General features: G+C 67.4%; 13 protein-coding genes. 3 read left to right on the top strand and 10 right to left on the bottom strand.

Features of this window, described 5'->3' with window-relative positions:
- Window positions 1–25: 25 nt before the first annotated feature.
- Complete coding sequence (locus ACTMO_RS20895; protein WP_033401876.1) at window positions 26–406, top strand: metalloregulator ArsR/SmtB family transcription factor; 381 nt, start codon at window positions 26–28, stop codon at window positions 404–406.
- 71 nt (window positions 407–477) lie between these two features.
- Here the strand turns inward: ACTMO_RS20895 and ACTMO_RS0110320 are convergent, their stop codons facing one another.
- The 4 genes from ACTMO_RS0110320 to ACTMO_RS0110305 form a co-directional block, all read right to left on the bottom strand.
- On the bottom strand, window positions 478–1,818 hold the full coding sequence (locus ACTMO_RS0110320; RefSeq protein ID WP_019854614.1) for an acetyl-CoA carboxylase biotin carboxylase subunit: 1,341 nt from the start codon (window positions 1,816–1,818) through the stop codon (window positions 478–480).
- The gene (locus ACTMO_RS0110315) at window positions 1,815–2,054 is read right to left on the bottom strand and encodes an acetyl-CoA carboxylase (RefSeq protein WP_019854613.1); all 240 of its coding nucleotides are present in this window, start codon (window positions 2,052–2,054) and stop codon (window positions 1,815–1,817) included. The genes ACTMO_RS0110320 and ACTMO_RS0110315 overlap by 4 nt, the downstream gene beginning before the upstream one ends.
- A 169-nt stretch (window positions 2,055–2,223) precedes the next feature.
- Window positions 2,224–3,201 (bottom strand): 5-oxoprolinase subunit C family protein, encoded by a 978-nt coding sequence (locus ACTMO_RS0110310; protein ID WP_026449072.1) that lies wholly within the window; start codon window positions 3,199–3,201, stop codon window positions 2,224–2,226.
- The gene (locus ACTMO_RS0110305; RefSeq protein ID WP_019854611.1) at window positions 3,198–4,100 is read right to left on the bottom strand and encodes a 5-oxoprolinase subunit B family protein; all 903 of its coding nucleotides are present in this window, start codon (window positions 4,098–4,100) and stop codon (window positions 3,198–3,200) included. The genes ACTMO_RS0110310 and ACTMO_RS0110305 overlap by 4 nt, the downstream gene beginning before the upstream one ends.
- A gap of 206 nt (window positions 4,101–4,306) precedes the next feature.
- Here ACTMO_RS0110305 and ACTMO_RS0110300 point away from each other — a divergent pair, with 206 nt between their 5' ends.
- Entirely contained in the window at window positions 4,307–5,077 is a 771-nt protein-coding gene (locus ACTMO_RS0110300; protein WP_019854610.1) for a LamB/YcsF family protein, read from the top strand.
- Window positions 5,078–5,255: 178 nt separating this feature from the next.
- Here the strand turns inward: ACTMO_RS0110300 and ACTMO_RS0110295 are convergent, their stop codons facing one another.
- Window positions 5,256–6,188, bottom strand: coding sequence for a nitrilase-related carbon-nitrogen hydrolase (locus ACTMO_RS0110295; protein WP_019854609.1), 933 nt, complete (start codon window positions 6,186–6,188; stop codon window positions 5,256–5,258).
- A gap of 299 nt (window positions 6,189–6,487) precedes the next feature.
- The gene (gene gad / locus ACTMO_RS0110290; RefSeq protein ID WP_157062858.1) at window positions 6,488–7,792 is read right to left on the bottom strand and encodes a glutamate decarboxylase; all 1,305 of its coding nucleotides are present in this window, start codon (window positions 7,790–7,792) and stop codon (window positions 6,488–6,490) included.
- Between the two features lie 339 nt (window positions 7,793–8,131).
- On the opposite strand from gad, the gene ACTMO_RS0110285 reads away from it, so the two are divergent.
- The gene (locus ACTMO_RS0110285; protein ID WP_019854607.1) at window positions 8,132–8,524 is read left to right on the top strand and encodes a helix-turn-helix transcriptional regulator; all 393 of its coding nucleotides are present in this window, start codon (window positions 8,132–8,134) and stop codon (window positions 8,522–8,524) included.
- A gap of 399 nt (window positions 8,525–8,923) precedes the next feature.
- Here the strand turns inward: ACTMO_RS0110285 and ACTMO_RS0110280 are convergent, their stop codons facing one another.
- From ACTMO_RS0110280 to ACTMO_RS0110265, 4 genes are all read right to left on the bottom strand, one after another.
- Window positions 8,924–10,621, bottom strand: a complete 1,698-nt coding sequence (locus ACTMO_RS0110280) for a formate--tetrahydrofolate ligase (RefSeq protein WP_019854606.1) — start codon at window positions 10,619–10,621, stop codon at window positions 8,924–8,926.
- Window positions 10,618–11,463 carry a methylenetetrahydrofolate reductase gene (locus tag ACTMO_RS0110275; protein ID WP_019854605.1) on the bottom strand — a complete coding sequence of 282 codons (846 nt, stop codon included), beginning with the start codon at window positions 11,461–11,463 and terminating at the stop codon, window positions 10,618–10,620. The genes ACTMO_RS0110280 and ACTMO_RS0110275 overlap by 4 nt, the downstream gene beginning before the upstream one ends.
- Entirely contained in the window at window positions 11,460–12,671 is a 1,212-nt protein-coding gene (locus ACTMO_RS0110270) for a glycine cleavage T C-terminal barrel domain-containing protein (RefSeq protein WP_019854604.1), read from the bottom strand. Before ACTMO_RS0110270 ends, ACTMO_RS0110275 begins: the two co-directional genes overlap by 4 nt.
- 101 nt (window positions 12,672–12,772) lie before the next feature.
- Entirely contained in the window at window positions 12,773–15,265 is a 2,493-nt protein-coding gene (locus tag ACTMO_RS0110265; RefSeq protein WP_019854603.1) for a GcvT family protein, read from the bottom strand.
- Between the last annotated feature and the right edge of the window lie 182 nt (window positions 15,266–15,447).

Below are 15,447 nucleotides of genomic sequence, written 5' to 3'. Positions count from 1 at the left end.
CGGCGGCTCGGATAGACTGCCCGCCATGGGTCACGGACTCGGTGAAGCGACCGCGCCGGCCGCACGCCTGGACCACGAGTCGGCCGTTTCCGTCGCCGAAACGCTCCAGGCGCTGGCCACTCCCTCCCGTCTGCTGATCCTCAGCGAACTGCGCAGGGGAGCCCGTTCGGTCACCCAGCTGGCCGAAGCCGTCGGGATGGGACAGTCCGCCGTCTCCCACCAACTGCGCGTGCTCCGCTCGCTGTGGCTGGTGAAGGGCAACCGCGCCGGCAGAGCCGTGGTGTACTCGCTCTACGACAACCACGTCGCCCAGTTCCTCGACGAGGCCGTACACCGCGTGGGCCACCTCCAGCCGAGCGCCCTGGAACACCAGCATCCCCTTCCGCACACCCCGCACGGTTCCTGACCGTTCCACTGGTCCCGGCCCGGGAAGAATCCGGCGGTGGCCCACCACCCGCGGCGTGGGTGGCGACCACCTCAGGACCTCTCCTCCAACCAGGTGGTGTGCACCGGCCCCGCGAGCAGCTCCGGGTCCTCGACCAACCTCCGGTGCAGCGGGATCGTGCTCGCCACCCCCTCGACGCGGAACTCCCGGAGTGCCTGTCCGGCACGGGCGTAGGCCTGTTGCCGGTCGGATCCCCAACAGACCAGTTTCGCGATCAGCGAGTCGTAGAAGGGGCTGATCCGATCCCCCCGGGTGAGCGCGGTGTCCACCCGCACCCCCGGTCCTCCCGGCTGGTCGAAGGCGGTGATCTCACCCGGCGTGGGGGTGAAGTCGTTGTCCGGGTCCTCGGCGTTGATCCGCAGTTCCACGGCGGCCCCCCGGTGGGAGACCGACTCCTGGGACAGGGACAACCGTTGCCCATCGGCGACGCGAAGCTGCTCGGCCACCAGGTCCACACCGGTGATCGCCTCGGTGATCGGGTGCTCCACCTGGACCCGTGTGTTCATCTCGATGAAGTAGAACCCACCGTCCGGAGCGACCAGGAACTCGACCGTGCCCGCGTTGCGGTAACCGACGTGACTTCCCAACAGCCTGGCCGCCTCGCCCAGCTCCCGCCTGGTGCTCTCGGGCAGATCCGGGGCGGGGGCCTCCTCCAACAGCTTCTGCCTGCGCCGCTGCACCGAGCAGTCCCGCTCGAACAGGTGCACCATCCCGCCGTGGTCGTCGGCCAGCAGCTGCACCTCGACGTGCCTCGCCCCGGGCAACGCGCGCTCCAGGTAGGCGGTCCCGTCCCCGAACGCCGACTGGGCCTCGGCGCAGGCCCCGGCGAAGACCTCCTCCAGCTGGGCCCTGTCCCGTACCGGGCGGATCCCGCGTCCGCCCCCGCCGGCGGCCGCCTTCACCAGGATCGGATACCCGATCTCCTCGGCCGCCCGCAGCGCGTCCGCGGTGTCGGCGACCGGCCTGCTTCCGGGGACCACCGGAACCCCGGCGGCGGTGGCGGCCGTGCGCGCGCTCGCCTTGTCCCCCATCAGCTCGATCACCTCGGGCGGAGGGCCGACGAACGTGAAACCGGCCGCCGTGACGGCACGGGCGAAGGCGGCGTTCTCGGACAGAAAACCGTAACCCGGATGAACCGCGTCCACCTCGGAGTACTTGGCCGCCTCGAGGATCGCGTCGGTGTTGAGGTAGGACTTGGCGGCGGGCGAGCCACCGATGTGGACGGCCTCGTCGGCCAGCTCCACCCAACGGGCGTTCTTGTCCGCGTCCGAGTAGACCGCGACCGCCTCATGACCCGCCGCGTGGCAGGCCCGTACGACACGCACCGCGATCTCGCCGCGGTTGGCCACCAGGATTCTTCCGCGCCCGTTCATACCTCATCGACCTCGACAATGCCCTGTCCGGCCTCGACCTCGTCGCCGTCGTCGAGCAGGATCCTGCTGACGGTCCCCGAACGGTCCGCCTTGACCTCGTTGTAGGTTTTCATCACCTCGATCAGGGCGATCGTCTGTCCGGGCTCGACCTTCCCACCCACCTCCACGAAGGGAGCGTGGTCCGGCGTGGGACGTCGGTAGAACACACCGGGTAGCTGTGCGTTCATCGTGGACATGACAACCTCCTTCGACGAGTGGCCCTGGCGGGCCGTTGCACCCTGACCGCCGGGACTCCGGCGGAACCGAGGGAACCGCCAGTGGTCCACCGACCCCACCGGTCGGAAGGACCGCTGCGCCCCTTCGGGACCGACCGCGAAGCGGCACTCTCCGCGAGCGGTCCCCGTTTCACCTCCCCAGGACCGCGCGGAGCTTGGACAGCCGTGTCTCGCGGTCCAGCCTGGCCTGTACGGCGGTGTCGACGTCCACGGGAGTGAACCGCACGTGACCACCGGTTCCGGTTTGCGCGACGCGGTCGCGGTCGGCCGAGACGACGGTGCCCACCGTCGCGTAGCCGCCGCCGGTGACCGCGTCGTTGAGCAGGATGATCGGCTCGTTGCCCCCGGGAATCTGTACCGAGCCGATCGGGTAGCCGAGATCGACGACGTTGGCCGGGTCACTGCCCGCGCCGAAGGGCTGCTCCCGCTCGACGAACTCGATCGTGCCGCCCCGCAGCCGATAGCCGATGCGGTCGGCGTCCTTGGTGACCTTCCACGTGGTCTCCAGGAAGGACTCCAGGGAACGCTCGGTGAGCCGGTAGGAGCACAGCCCGACCACGAGACGCAGCTGGACCACCTCCGGGAACTCGGGGAGGAACTCCTCGGGGACGGAGAGCCCGTCCCGCGGAGGAGCCTGGAGTCCCCCCAGGGGGAGACGGTCGCCCTCGGCCAGCGCCCTGCCCTCGAAACCGCCTATTCCGGTGAGTTTGTAGGTGGAACGCGAGTTCAGGTACTCGGGAACGTCGATACCCCCGCTGACCGCGACATAGGGGCGTGCTCCGGCGCTGAGCGCGCCGAAGCCCAGCACGTCGCCGGGAGCCACCCGCAGACTCGTCCACTGCGGAACCGGATCGCCGTTGACGGTCACCCGGGCCCGGGCCCCGGTCACCGCGACCGTGCGCGGATCGGTGAACTCCAGCTCGGGGCCCAGGTAGGTCGCCTCCAGCGCCGCGGCCGAGTCCGGGTTTCCCACGAGCATGTTCGCGGCCACGAAGGAGTAGCGGTCCATGGCGCCGGACGGCGGCATCCCGATCGCGTAGTACCCGTCCCGCCCCGCGTCCTGGACCGTGGTGTACAACCCTCCCGAACGGACTAGTACTTCGTTCATCGGTACAACTCCTTGAGCAGATCGCGGTTGACCGCGTCCGGATCCTTCAGGAACGCGGTGGGGGAGAACTCCACGTCGCGGATGCGGTAGCGGAAGGTGCTCGCCTCCACCTCCGACCGGAGCCGGTCGTACTCGTTCCGGTCGATGGGGCGGTAACGCAGAATGTCGCTGGGACGTGGGAACGCGATGCGGTCGTGGAAGTCGGGCAGACTCCGGGAGTTGTCGAACACCGGGGCGGGGGCGATTCCGAACAGTTGGTACCCGCCCGCGCCGCGGACCGGGTAGACCACGGCGAAGGCCCCGCCGTACCCGAAGGCCCGTTCGGGAGTGTCGGTGCGCGGACGCACGTACTTGGGAACCTCGATCTGCCTGCTCCTCGGGACCATCTGGTAGCAGAAGGGCAGTCCGGGCACGAACCCGAGCATGGTCACGATGAAAGGGGCACTGCCGATCGCCTCGATCAGTTCCCCCACCTCGGAGAACCCGTTGATCCGGGCGGCGTACTCCAGGTCGGTGACGTTCGGGTCCTGGTGGTTCTCCCGGAAACGCAGCAGGGTCTCCCTGGTCCAGGGGTCGTCGAACAGCACCGGCACGTCCACGATCCTGGTGTTGATCACCAGGTCCTCGTCCAGGTCACCCGCCGAGTGCTCCAGCCTGCGCAGTTCGGTGACCAGATCGTTCGGATGCAGTCTCTCCGGGTCGAGCCTGACCAGATAGGAGGCGTTGGACGGGCAGATGTCGACGATCCCCGCTATGTTCTCCTCGCGCAGAGCCCCGGTTATGGCCATGGCCTTGAAGTTGGCGTGCAGGCTCATTTCCCGGTCCAACTCGACGAAGACGAACTCGTCTCCGCCGAACTCGTAGCGGGCCTCTGGCAGCCGTACCTGTGTTTCCGCCATATCGACCTCCAGGGCTTGCTGCGATCTGTCCCGTGTTCACGAGCATGCACCGCGCGGAGTGATGGCGCAGGACGTCCCGCTACGGGGTTCGCACGTTCGAGGGACAGCGTGAGCGATCCCGCTTCGCGGGGGCAACGTCCTTCTGCGTGACGTGTCAACATGAAGTAGAGTGTTTGTGACCGGTATCACGCGCCAGGAGGTGTGCAGTGCGGACGCTGGTGGATCTCAACGCGGACGCGGGAGAGAGCTTCGGGCGCTGGACGCTGGGGTCCGACGAGCAGCTGATTCCGCTCGTCACCTCGGTGAACATCGCGTGTGGATGGCATGCCGGCGACCCGGCCACGATGTACCGGACACTCTCACTGGCGCGCGAGGCCGGGGTGTCCGTGGGGGCCCATCCGGGAATGCCGGACCTGGCCGGTTTCGGCAGACGGGCCATGGCGCTCACCCCGAAGGAGGCGGCCGAGGCCTGCCTGTACCAGTTCGGGGCGCTACGCGGAATCGCCGACCACGTGGGAGTCCCCGTCAACCACGTCAAGCCGCACGGGGCACTGTACGGACTGACCCTGCGGGACGAGGCGGTGGCCGACGCCGTGGTCGACGCGGTGGCCACCGCGGCACCGGACACCCACGTCGTGCTGCTGGCCGGGCCTACCGCGCAACGGGTCTGGGACAACGGTTACCCGGTGGTGCGCGAGGCCTTCGCCGACCTGGAGTATGACGACAACGGGCACATCGTCATCGAACCGGTTCCCCGGGCCAAGTCCCCCCAGCAGTGCGCCGAACAGGCGATGGCGATACTGCGGGGGGAACTCGTCTCGATGAACGGGCGGACTCTCGACGTGGACGCCGACACGATCTGCGTGCACGGCGACCGACCGAACGCGGCGGAAATCGCCGAGACCATCCGGGCCCGTTTCGAGGAGGCGGGGGTCGAAACCGCCCCGATGGCCACCGTGCTCGCCAAACGGCAGTGACCCCCGGCTTCCGCGCGCCGTGCGGTACTACGGGTGGGCACGGGTGTCTCGGCGTCGGCGCGCCGAGACACACCCCCACGTGCCCCCACGCGAAAGTCGGGCGGGTCCGCGGTGCACCCGTGTCGCAGGGGATCCGCGGGATCGCCGGCGCTTTCCCCGTGGAGGAGCTGCCGCGGGATCAGGTGGCCGGCAACAGCTCGTCCCGCAGCGGCATCCGGAGATCGCTGAAGTGGTCCCCCTCCGGGCTGAACGGCGGAATCTCGTCGGGAACACAGTCACCGACCAGTAGCGAGTCGACGGACCGTTCCTCGGGGCCCGCCGCCATCAACGTGCTGCCGTCCGGGGCCCACACTCCCGAGTTTCCCCGGTACTGCCAGTTCCCCCGTTCGGTGCTCTCCCAGCCGCGTCGGTTGGCATAGGCCACGAAGACCCGCCAGACCGAGGCCATCGCGGGGATGATGTGCGCGGTCGCGTCCGGGTAGGGGACCTGGGTCGGTGTGCCGTCGTGCAGCACGAAATGCTGGTCGGCGGCGGTGGGACCGACTATGAGACCGGCTCCCCGCTGCACCAGACTCTGGTAGAGCGGGGGGAACTCGCACTCGTAGCAGTTCAGCAGGCCGACCGGGTACTGGTTGATCTTCGACACGGGCGGCAGTTCGCTTCCCGCGGTGAAGTTGGCGCGTTCGGCCGCTCCGTACAGGTGGGTCTTGCGGTAGTTGGCCACCAGTTCGCCCTCGGAGACCAGCGCGATCGAGTCGTGCACGGTTCCGGAGCGGGAGCGTTCCACATAAGGCAGCGCTATCGCGGTGCCGTGGCTGCGGGACAGCTCGCACGCCGTGGTGACGGTGTGCCCCGAGCTGGGTTCGGCCAGCCGCGCGCACTCCTCCGGGGAGAGCGCGTAGCCGGTCACGTAGCACTCGGGGAAGACGACCAGTTGGCAGCGGTACGAGGCCGCCACCCGGAGCGCCTCGTGCATCCGTTGCAGGTTGGCCTCCACCGCCTCCGGCGTTCCGACCCTGGTTTCGGCCTGGAAGATCCCCAGACGTATCCCACTGCCCGCGTAGGGCGGTTCCTGACGGTTGAGCCTGCAGACGATACGGATCGGCAACATTGCCACTCCTTTTCCATCGGATTCTTGTCCTCTCCGGGCTCCGGTGCCGCGTGGGCATCGCAACCCGGTCCGCTCGCTGATCCCCGTGTCCGGCCGGGGCACGAGGACTCGTGCCGGGAACGGGGGCGGGGTCCCGGCGAGGCGCTGGCTCCGGGGCACCGGGTGTGCCGAGATGCCGCTCGGGTGGTGTCCTGCCGGGAAGTACGTCAGGAACGCCGCCCCGAACCGAGGGGCCGTGCGGGTCGGTGGAACGGCCCCGCACCACGGGTGGGGGACGTTCGCGGGGAAGGCTGGAGATCTCAGGGAACGGTCACGAAGCGCCGTACACCCGACAGCAGGCTCTCCGCCTCCTGCGGTGTCATGTCGTCGCGGATGACCACCCGCAGCACGTCGACGTCCTCCATGTCCGGAGGAAGCGGATACACCGGCACGGACCAACCGGACTCGCCCAGGTGGTCGGAGAGTTCGTGCAGCTTCCAGTTCTTGGTCTCCTCCCGCAGCCGTACGGTGACCACGGGGAGCTGGCGGCCGTCGCCCACCACGTGGAAGGGGCCCATCTCCGCCAGTTCGTCGGCCAGTTTCACCGCCGTCTCGCGGGTTCTCCGGTGGGCGGCCCGATATCCTTCGAACCCGAGTCGGACGAAGTTGTAGTACTGCACCACCACCGGAGCGGCCGAGCGTGAGAAGGTCAGCTCGTGATGGGAGCGAGTGCTGCCCAGGTAGTTGGTCCGGAAGTTCAGCCATCCGGTGCGGGCGCGCTGGTCACGCCAGAGCATCCACCCCAGCCCCGGCGGTACCAGGCCGTACTTGTGTCCCGAGGCGTTGATGGAGCGTACGCGGGGAATCCGGAAGTCCCAGACCAGCTCGGGGTCGAGGAACGGGGCTATGAAGCCGCCCGAGGCGGCGTCGATGTGCAGCGGAACGTCCACTCCGGCCGAGGTGGACAGTTCGTCGAGCGCGGCGGCGATGGCGGAGACGGGTTCGTAGCTGCCGTCGATGGTCGAGCCCAGCACACTGACCACGCCGATGGTGTTCTCGTCGCACAGTTCCACCGCGGCCTCGGGGGTCAGGTGCAGCGTGTGGGGACGTACCGGAGCCACCCGGGGTTCGACGTTCCAGTACCGGCAGAACTTGTGCCAGCAGACGTGGGCGTTGGCACCGAAGACGATGTTGGGACGTTCGCCGTTGTGGCTCGTTCCGTTCGGGTGCTCGTGTTCCCAGCGGCGCAGTAGGGAGGCCCCCGCGAGTAACGCCGCTTCGCTGGAACCGGTGGTGGCTCCTCCCACCACGGACCTGGGGTCCCCGTTCCACAGTTCACCGAGGATCCGGACGCACCGCTGCTCGATCTCGGTGGCAGCGGGGTACTGGTCCCGGTCGACCAGGTTGTACCCGAGGTACTCGTTGAACAGGTGAGCCGCCTCAGGCTCGTAGGAGGTGGTCAGGAAGGTGGCCAGATTCATGGTCGGGGTGGTGTCGCCGTCCAGGCTGTTCCTGATCACCTCCGCCGCGGCGGAAGCGTCCCTGCCGTGTTCGGGCAGTTCGCCCGGCGGTACCTGTGTGGAGGCGGGTGTGCCAGGTCGGCTGACCGCCGTCCTACCTGACATGGTCATCTCCTATGAATCGAGTGGTCGTTGTTTCGACTTTTCGAAACCTATTGCGGGAAGAGCGTGCGAGCACATAGGAGGATGGTTCCAATACCGTCGGTCACAGGCTGAAATTGGTGTGTGTTTCAATGGTCCGTTAGTACGAATCGGATGAACGTAAGGGCTACATCACTGCCGGAAAGGTGGGATTTTTCCTCTACAGTGACGACAACCAGGATGCGTCCGGGCGAGCCTCGGCGCGGACGACTGGTCGTGATCAACGCTCGGTGCTTCCGGAGCTCGGCTCGGACACCGTCGGGTCGATTGGTGACACAGGTGGACAGTGGCGGGAGTCATTTCATGATCGATTCTTACCGGAAGGCGCTGGATTCGGCCATCACGGCGATGCTGCGCGAGGCCATGGAGCACTCGGAGGCCCTGGATCACCTGGTCGACCAGATAAACCAGCTGGTGACCCTGCGCATCAGGTTGTCGGGAGGAAACGAGGAGGAGGGTGAGCACGAGGACGAGGTCGTCAGGTCCGATTCCTCCGGGCTGAGTCGGTTGACCCAGCGGGAGAGGGAGGTGTTGGACCATCTGGTGCGCGGCAGGTCCAACCGACAGATCGCCCGTTCCCTGTCGATATCGGAGCGTACAGTGAAAAATCACCTGCACGGTATATTCACCAAGTTGGGGGTTACGGACCGTACTTCCGCCGCGATCGCCGCGCTGGACGAGAGCAGAAATTCTTGATCAACTTTCCGGGATTTTTCCCGAGCCGATCTTTCGTTGTCTGTGTTTCGTGTCACACGAGGAAAAGCGGGCGGGGAAATCCGCCCGAGGTCCGGAAGGCTCGACGGGCGAGGACCGTGGTTTCGCCCACGATGCGCGAAATATGTTCGCGAATGTATTTCTGAAAAATTGCTTACCTGGAATCACGGAGTTCGGTTCCTACCGGGCGAAGGGTGTCCCGCGTCCGTTCCCCGTGTCCGCCGGAGGAATGTCATCTTCTCGTGTTAGCCCGAAACGGCGAAGCGGGGGAGGAACCGGAGAACTCGCTCCGGCACACCACGAACGAACGGCCGCACCGGAGGAACCGCTGCCGAGCGGTACCGACCGGTGCGGCCGGATCGGACGAACACGCGGGAGGAGTCAACTCAACCCGACGACCTCGCCCCGTTCGTCGATGTCGATGCGCTCCGCGGCGGGCCGGGAACTCAATCCGGGCATGGTGCGCATGTTGCCGCAGATCGGGTAGACGAATCCGGCACCCACCGAGGCCCGCACCTCCCGGACCGGCAGCGTCCATCCCGTCGGCGCCCCGAGCAGGGCGGGATCGGAACTCAGCGACAGGTGCGTCTTCGCCACGCACACCGGCAACGAACCGAAGCCGTTGTCCGTGTAACTGCGCAGCGCCCGTTCCGCGGCCGGTTCGTAGGAGACTCCCTCGGCCCCGTACACCCGGGTGGCGATGGTCTCGATCTTCGTGTGGAGATCGGCCGAGTCGGGGTAGAGGAACTCGAAGTCGTTCGGTTCCGTGGCGGCCTCGCTGACGGCCTCGGCCAGCTCCACCGCCCCCTTCCCACCGTCGCTGAAGTGAGTGCTGACGGCGACCCTGGCCCCACACCGCTCGGCGATCTCGCGGATCGCCTGGTGCTCACTGGCGTGATCGGTGGGGAAAGCGTTGATCGCCACCACGGGGGACACCCCGTGCAGCCGGAGATTCTCGATCTGCTTGCGCAGGTTGTCCGCCCCGGCCTGCACGTCCTCCGGGTTCTCGGCGAGCATCTCCTCGGGGAGATCCTTGCCCGCCACCACCCGGAAGCGTCCCGAGTGGGCCTTGAGCGCCCGTACGGTGGCGACCAACACCGCAGCGTCGGGACGAAGCCCCGAGTTCCGACACTTGATGTTGAAGAACCGCTCGGCCCCCATGTCGGCCCCGAAACCCGCCTCGGTGACCACGTAGTCGGCACACCTGTTGGCGATCAGGTCGGCCATGATGGAGGAGTTGCCGTGCGCGATGTTGCCGAAAGGCCCGGCGTGCACCAGCACGGGCGTGTTCTCCACGGTCTGCATCAGATTGGGCTTGATGGCCTCCCGCATGATCACCGTCATGGCACCGGCGGCCCCGAGCTGTTCCGCCGTGACCGGCTCACCGTCATAGGTGTAGCCGACGACGATCCGACCCAGGCGGGCCCGCATGTCGTGCAGCGAGGTGGACAGCGCCAGGACGGCCATCACCTCACTGGCCGCTGTGATGTCGAAACCGGTCTGACGGGGCGAACCGTCGTCACCGCCGCCCAGGCCGGTCACGACGTGGCGCAGGTCCCGGTCGTTGACGTCGATCACCCGACGCCAGGTGACACGGTGGGGGTCCAGCCCCAACCGGTTCCCCTTGTGCAGGTGGTTGTCCACCATGGCGGCCAGCATGTTGTTCGCGGCGGTCACCGCGTGCATGTCCCCGGTCAGATGCAGGTTCAACGCCTCCATGGGCACGACCTGGCTGTAGCCGCCACCGGCCGCCCCGCCCTTGATACCGAAGGTGGGACCCATGGAGGGCTGTCGAACCGCCACGGCCGAACTCGCACCCAGGTGCCGCAGCGCTTGTCCCAACCCGACGGTGGTGGTCGTCTTTCCCTCACCGAGCGGGGTGGGGGTGATCGCCGAGACCAGGACGTACTTGGCCCGGTTCTCGGTGGGGAGCTCGTCGAGGGCGTTCAGGGAGATCTTGGCGACGTCCCCGCCGTAGGGTTCGAGCAGGTGCGGGGCCAGTCCCAGCTGCCCCGCGATCTCCTCCAGTGGCCTGCGTGGAGACGAGCGCGAAATGTCCAGGTCGGACGGCATGTTCATGCGGGCACCTCCTGCAACCGGTCAGCGGTCTCCACGGCCCACTGCCTGGTTCTGGTGATCTCGTTGAAGGTGAACAGGTGCCAACCGGCGATGTTGTACTCCGGATCGACGATGTAGGGAGACAGCTCCTCGAACATGTTCTCCGGGGTGTAGCGACTGAGCAGTTTTCCCACCACCCCGTGCTGCTTGCGCAGAAAGCGCATGGACTGACCCAGTCCGATCTTCATGGAGATACGCAGCAGTTTGGTCGGGTCGATCGAACCCGGCGCACCCACGTAGACCGGAAGACGCACCCCCCTGTCGCGCATCGCCGTGATCCACGACGCGATCGTGTTCGGGTCGTAGCAGATCTGCGAGACGATGTAGTCCGCGTAGCGGGCCTTCTCGTCGGTGGCCTGGATCGTCATGCGGTCCGGGATGAAGGAGTGCGGCTCCGGGTAGCCGGTGATGCCCACCCTGTACGGCCGGGCCCCGATCTCGTCCATACCGCGCAGCAGGGACAGCGCGTCGGTGAACCCGCCCGCGGGTTGGTCGGCGTCGCCCGCGATCACGAACACCTCGGTGAACCCCAAGCCGTGGATCCTGTCCAGCAGGTCCTTCAGGTGCGCGTTGTCCCGGACCAGCCGTGCCGCCAAGTGGGGGACCACGTGCATCCCCACGCCACGCAGCCTGGCTGCCAGGTCCAGAGTGGCCTCGATCCCCTTCGCCGGGGAGGAGGTCACCGTCACCGTCGTCCCCTCGGGGAGGTCCTGGGCCTGCTCCAGGGCTCCCCGCAGTGGGAGTACTTCGTAGCGGGCGTGGTGCAGGTAGTGCCGCAGCTGTTGCCGTTCGTTCGTGCTCATTTCGACACCGCCGCTTCCTCTTGCCGCTCGAACTGCTTGGGGATCTGCTTCTTGGGGTCGAGGAAGGGCTTCTCGACCACCACGGCGTCCTGCGGACCGTGTTGGGTTTCGATCACGAGCGGGGTGCCGAGTTCGTGGTAGCTGATCGGCACCATGGCGTAGCCGATGTTGCGTTCCAGACGCGGCGAGTAGCAGGCCGAGGTGACGTCGCCGATACGCAGACCGTTCGGGTCCCGGACCGGGAAGACGTCGATCATCGAGCCGTCGTTGAAGCTGCCCACCTCCGGTCCACCGATCTCCACGCCGACCAGCTTGCGGCTGATTCCCTCGTTGTAGATGCGGGTCAGCGCGGACTTGCCGATGAAGTCGGCCTCCTGGTTGAGGTCCACCATCCAGGTGGCCTCGAACCCGTACCCCACCTCGAAGGGGTTGGTGTCGTAGGTGATGTCGCAGCCCCAGGAGAGGATCCCGGCCTCGATCCTGCGGATGTGGCAGGGGCCGATCACCCGCATGTCGTAGGGGCGACCCGCCTCCCAGATCCTCTCCCAGAGCCGCACCCCGTCCCTGCTCGCGTTGTGCAGGTAGATCTCGTACCCGAGCTCGGCGGTGTAGCCGGTGCGCGAGACGATCACGTCCATGCCGTCCAGCTCGCGGTCCACCGCGTAGTAGTAGGGGATGTCCTGGATGGACTCGCCGAACAGGTCGACCATGACCTCACGGGACTTCGGGCCCTGCACCTGTACCGGCCCCACGTCGGGTTCGCGGATCTGCACGTTCATCCCCAGGCTGTACGCCAGCCCCTTGGCCCAGAGCAGCACGTCACTGTCGGCCAGCGAGAGCCAGAAGTGGTTCTCCCCGAGCCGCAGCAGCACGGGATCGTTGATGATCCCGCCGTCCTCGGCGGTGACGAACACGTACTTGCACTGTCCGACCCGGCACTTGTTCAGGTCCCGGGGGACCAGCATGTTGGTGAAGTCGAAGGCGTCCGGACCGGTGATCTCGACCTGGCGCTCGACCCCGACGTCCCACAGCGTGACCCCGTTCAGCAGGTGCCAGTACTCGGCGACGGGGTCGCCGTAGTGCCGGGCGTGGTAGGTGTGGTTGTACACGCTGTACATCCCCACCCCGTGCCTGCGCGAGGCGTAGAAGAACGGGGACTTGCGGATACGGGGGTACTGCAGGATCGCGGGGGTCGGGTTGATGCTCATGGGGGACTCCTCGTGGGGTCGCAGGGTTGGTTGGCTCGGTTGCCGGTCCGCGGGACAACGGGCCGACAACGGATCTCGGAGGGATCGGAGTGGGTGCGCCGTCAGCAGCGCATCCGTTTCATCTCGGGGTCGAAGACCGGATCGGACATCACCGTGGCGGGGTGTCGCTGCCCGAAGTAGGCGACCCGCACGGAGGTCCCCGGTTCGGACAGTTCCGCCGGCAGCCACGCGTAGGCCAGGCTGAGGCCGACGCTGTGGCCGTAACCCGTGCTCGTGGTGAATCCGCAGGCCCGCTCGCTCGTGGCGTCGGCGAAGACCGGTTCGGATCCCATGACCACGGTGCCGTCGTCGACGGACAGACAGCACAATCTGCGTCGTACCGGTTCCTCGCGGCGGCGGAGCAGCGCGTCCCGACCGACGAACTGGCCCTTGTCCGGTTTGACGGCGAAGGCCAGTCCGGCCTCGTCGGGGGTGTGGACGCTCCACATGTCCCCGCCCCAGGCCCGGTATCCCTTCTCCAGCCGGAGGTTGTTGAAGGCACCTCGTCCTCCGGCTATGACGCCGTACTCGGCGCCCGCGGCGGACAGCAGGTTCCACAGCCGGAGCCCGAAGTCCGCCGAGGTGTACAGTTCCCAGCCCAGCTCACCGACGTAGGACAGGCGCAGCGCCGTGACCGGCACCTCCCGCACGAACATCCGCTTGGCCCGGAAGAAGCGGAACCCCTCGTGGGAGACGTCCCGGTCGGCCAGGGACTGCAGCACGTTCCTGGCGTAGGGCCCCCACAGGCCCACGCAGCAGGTGCCGCCCGTGATGTCCCGCACCGTGGTGGACTCGTCCGCGTGATCACGCATCCACGCGATGTCCCGCTGCCCGTTGCAGCCGACCTGGAAGGTGTCCTCGGACAACCGGGCGACCGTGACGTCCGAACGAACTCCGCCGTCGTGGTCCAGCATCAGGGTGTAGGTGACGTAGCCCGGTGCCCTGTCCAGCTGGTTGGTGGTGAGCCGTTGCAACAGGTCCAGCGCACCGCGTCCGCTGACCTCGGCCCGGCACAGTGAGGTCATGTCGTACATGGCCACCCGTTCCCGGGTGATCTGGTGCTCGGCCCCGATGATCGGTGACCAGTAGCGACCGGCCCAGCTTCCCGGCTCCGCTATCTCCCGGCCGGCGACCAGGGGGGCGTTCGACTCGAACCAGTGCGGGCGCTCCCAACCGTTGGCTTCGAGGAAGACGGCGCCGAGTTCGCGCTGTCTGGGGTAGAAGGGACTGGTCCGCAGCGGACGCGGGTGTTCGGGGGGCTGCTGCGGGTGGATGATGTCGTAGACCTCGCGGAAGGTCTGTGCGCTGCGTTCGGCCACGTAGCTGTCGCTGTGCGCGAAGTTCTCGAAACGTCGTACGTCGGCCGAGCGGAGGTCGGTGCCGGGAATCCCGTCGGTCATCCACTCGGCCATCGCCTTGCCGACCCCGGCCGAGTGGGTGATCCACACGGCCTCGGCCAGCCAGAAGTTGTCCACCTCGCGCGTGGGTCCGAGTACGGGAGCACCGTCCGCGGTGAACAGGAAGATCCCGTTCATGCCCTCGGAGACCTGGGTGTGGCGCAGGGCGGGGATCAGCGCGCGCCCGTTCTCGAAGGGCTCGGCGAAGTCCTCCGGGGTGAAGGGATGCACCGAGGACATCCCCTTCCACCCTCCCCCCTCGGGCGGAGCCTCGGCTCCCTGCCCGGGAGCGTTCGTGGGGGAGATCTCCGCTGTGGAGACCGGGATGACCCGGTGCCGGTAGGAGCCCACTCCGTAGCGGTCGTGGATCTGACGGAAGTACATCGAGTTGTCCTGCTGGCGGAGGATGGGCTGCTCGACCTCCTCCGTGCCGGCCTCGAGTCCGGGGACCGGTTCGGTGACGGCGTACTGGTGTGCCACCGGCTGCACCGGTACGGACACCCCGGCCATCCGACCGATCCTGGGCCCCCAGATGCCGGCGCAGCACAACACGGTCTCGGCCTCGACCGTTCCGTGCGAGGTGTGCACGGCGTGCACCTTGCCGTCGGCCACGTCGAATCCGGTCACCTCGGTGTGGTCGGCGAAACGCACCCCCAGTTCCCGGGCCTGTCGGGCCATCGCCTCGGCGGCGCGCACGGGTTTGGCGATCCCGTCGGTGGGCACGTACAGCCCCCCGTAGATCCGTTCGGGGTCCACCTGTGGGATCCGTTCCCGTACTTCCTCGGGGGTGAGCAGGTAGCCGTCCACACCCCACGCGGTGGCCAGACCGAGCTTGCGGTGCAGGTCGTCCCAGCGGGCGCGGGTGGTCGCCACCTCGATACCGCCCACCTGGTGGAAGCAGGGGCGGCCGTCCACGCTCAGGGAGTTGAACCGCTCGACCGTGTAACTGGCCAGCTGGGTCATGGTCTGCGACCCGCTCGTCTGGAAGACCAGACCCGGGGCGTGGGAACTCGACCCCCCGGTGGCGAAGAGCGGTCCCTGCTCGACCACGAGCACGTCCGTCACCCCGCGTTGCGCGAGGTGGTACGCGGTACTGCATCCGACGATTCCAGCACCGATGATCACGATGCGTGCACGTGAATCGAGCACCGAAGCCATAGCCGCCCCCTGTGAATACTGGGAATCGGTGTTGCGTTTAGAACAACCCTGTGCGTCACTCGCAACAATGCGCCCGGATCTCGATGTGCGTCAAGACACACGTTCGGGCTAAGAGTGAGCGGCCGACTCCCTGGGATGGGGGAGGGCACGCAGGAGGGTTCCGCGAACGGCTGAGAGGCGGG

The organism is Actinopolyspora mortivallis DSM 44261, assembly GCF_000384035.1.
Lineage (GTDB): Bacteria > Actinomycetota > Actinomycetes > Mycobacteriales > Pseudonocardiaceae > Actinopolyspora > Actinopolyspora mortivallis.
This window is presented reverse-complemented; position numbering and strand designations above follow the sequence as displayed.

What these genes read in the sequence shown, in the direction of transcription:
- ACTMO_RS20895 (WP_033401876.1), top strand. Translation starts at nt 26, where the DNA reads ATGGGTCACGGACTCGGTGAAGCGACCGCGCCGGCCGCACGCCTGGAC.
- ACTMO_RS0110320 (WP_019854614.1), bottom strand. Translation starts at nt 1,818, where the DNA reads ATGAACGGGCGCGGAAGAATCCTGGTGGCCAACCGCGGCGAGATCGCG.
- ACTMO_RS0110315 (WP_019854613.1), bottom strand. Translation starts at nt 2,054, where the DNA reads ATGTCCACGATGAACGCACAGCTACCCGGTGTGTTCTACCGACGTCCC.
- ACTMO_RS0110310 (WP_026449072.1), bottom strand. Translation starts at nt 3,201, where the DNA reads ATGAACGAAGTACTAGTCCGTTCGGGAGGGTTGTACACCACGGTCCAG.
- ACTMO_RS0110305 (WP_019854611.1), bottom strand. Translation starts at nt 4,100, where the DNA reads ATGGCGGAAACACAGGTACGGCTGCCAGAGGCCCGCTACGAGTTCGGC.
- ACTMO_RS0110295 (WP_019854609.1), bottom strand. Translation starts at nt 6,188, where the DNA reads ATGTTGCCGATCCGTATCGTCTGCAGGCTCAACCGTCAGGAACCGCCC.
- gad (WP_157062858.1), bottom strand. Translation starts at nt 7,792, where the DNA reads ATGTCAGGTAGGACGGCGGTCAGCCGACCTGGCACACCCGCCTCCACA.
- ACTMO_RS0110285 (WP_019854607.1), top strand. Translation starts at nt 8,132, where the DNA reads ATGATCGATTCTTACCGGAAGGCGCTGGATTCGGCCATCACGGCGATG.
- ACTMO_RS0110280 (WP_019854606.1), bottom strand. Translation starts at nt 10,621, where the DNA reads ATGAACATGCCGTCCGACCTGGACATTTCGCGCTCGTCTCCACGCAGG.
- ACTMO_RS0110275 (WP_019854605.1), bottom strand. Translation starts at nt 11,463, where the DNA reads ATGAGCACGAACGAACGGCAACAGCTGCGGCACTACCTGCACCACGCC.
- ACTMO_RS0110270 (WP_019854604.1), bottom strand. Translation starts at nt 12,671, where the DNA reads ATGAGCATCAACCCGACCCCCGCGATCCTGCAGTACCCCCGTATCCGC.
- ACTMO_RS0110265 (WP_019854603.1), bottom strand. Translation starts at nt 15,265, where the DNA reads ATGGCTTCGGTGCTCGATTCACGTGCACGCATCGTGATCATCGGTGCT.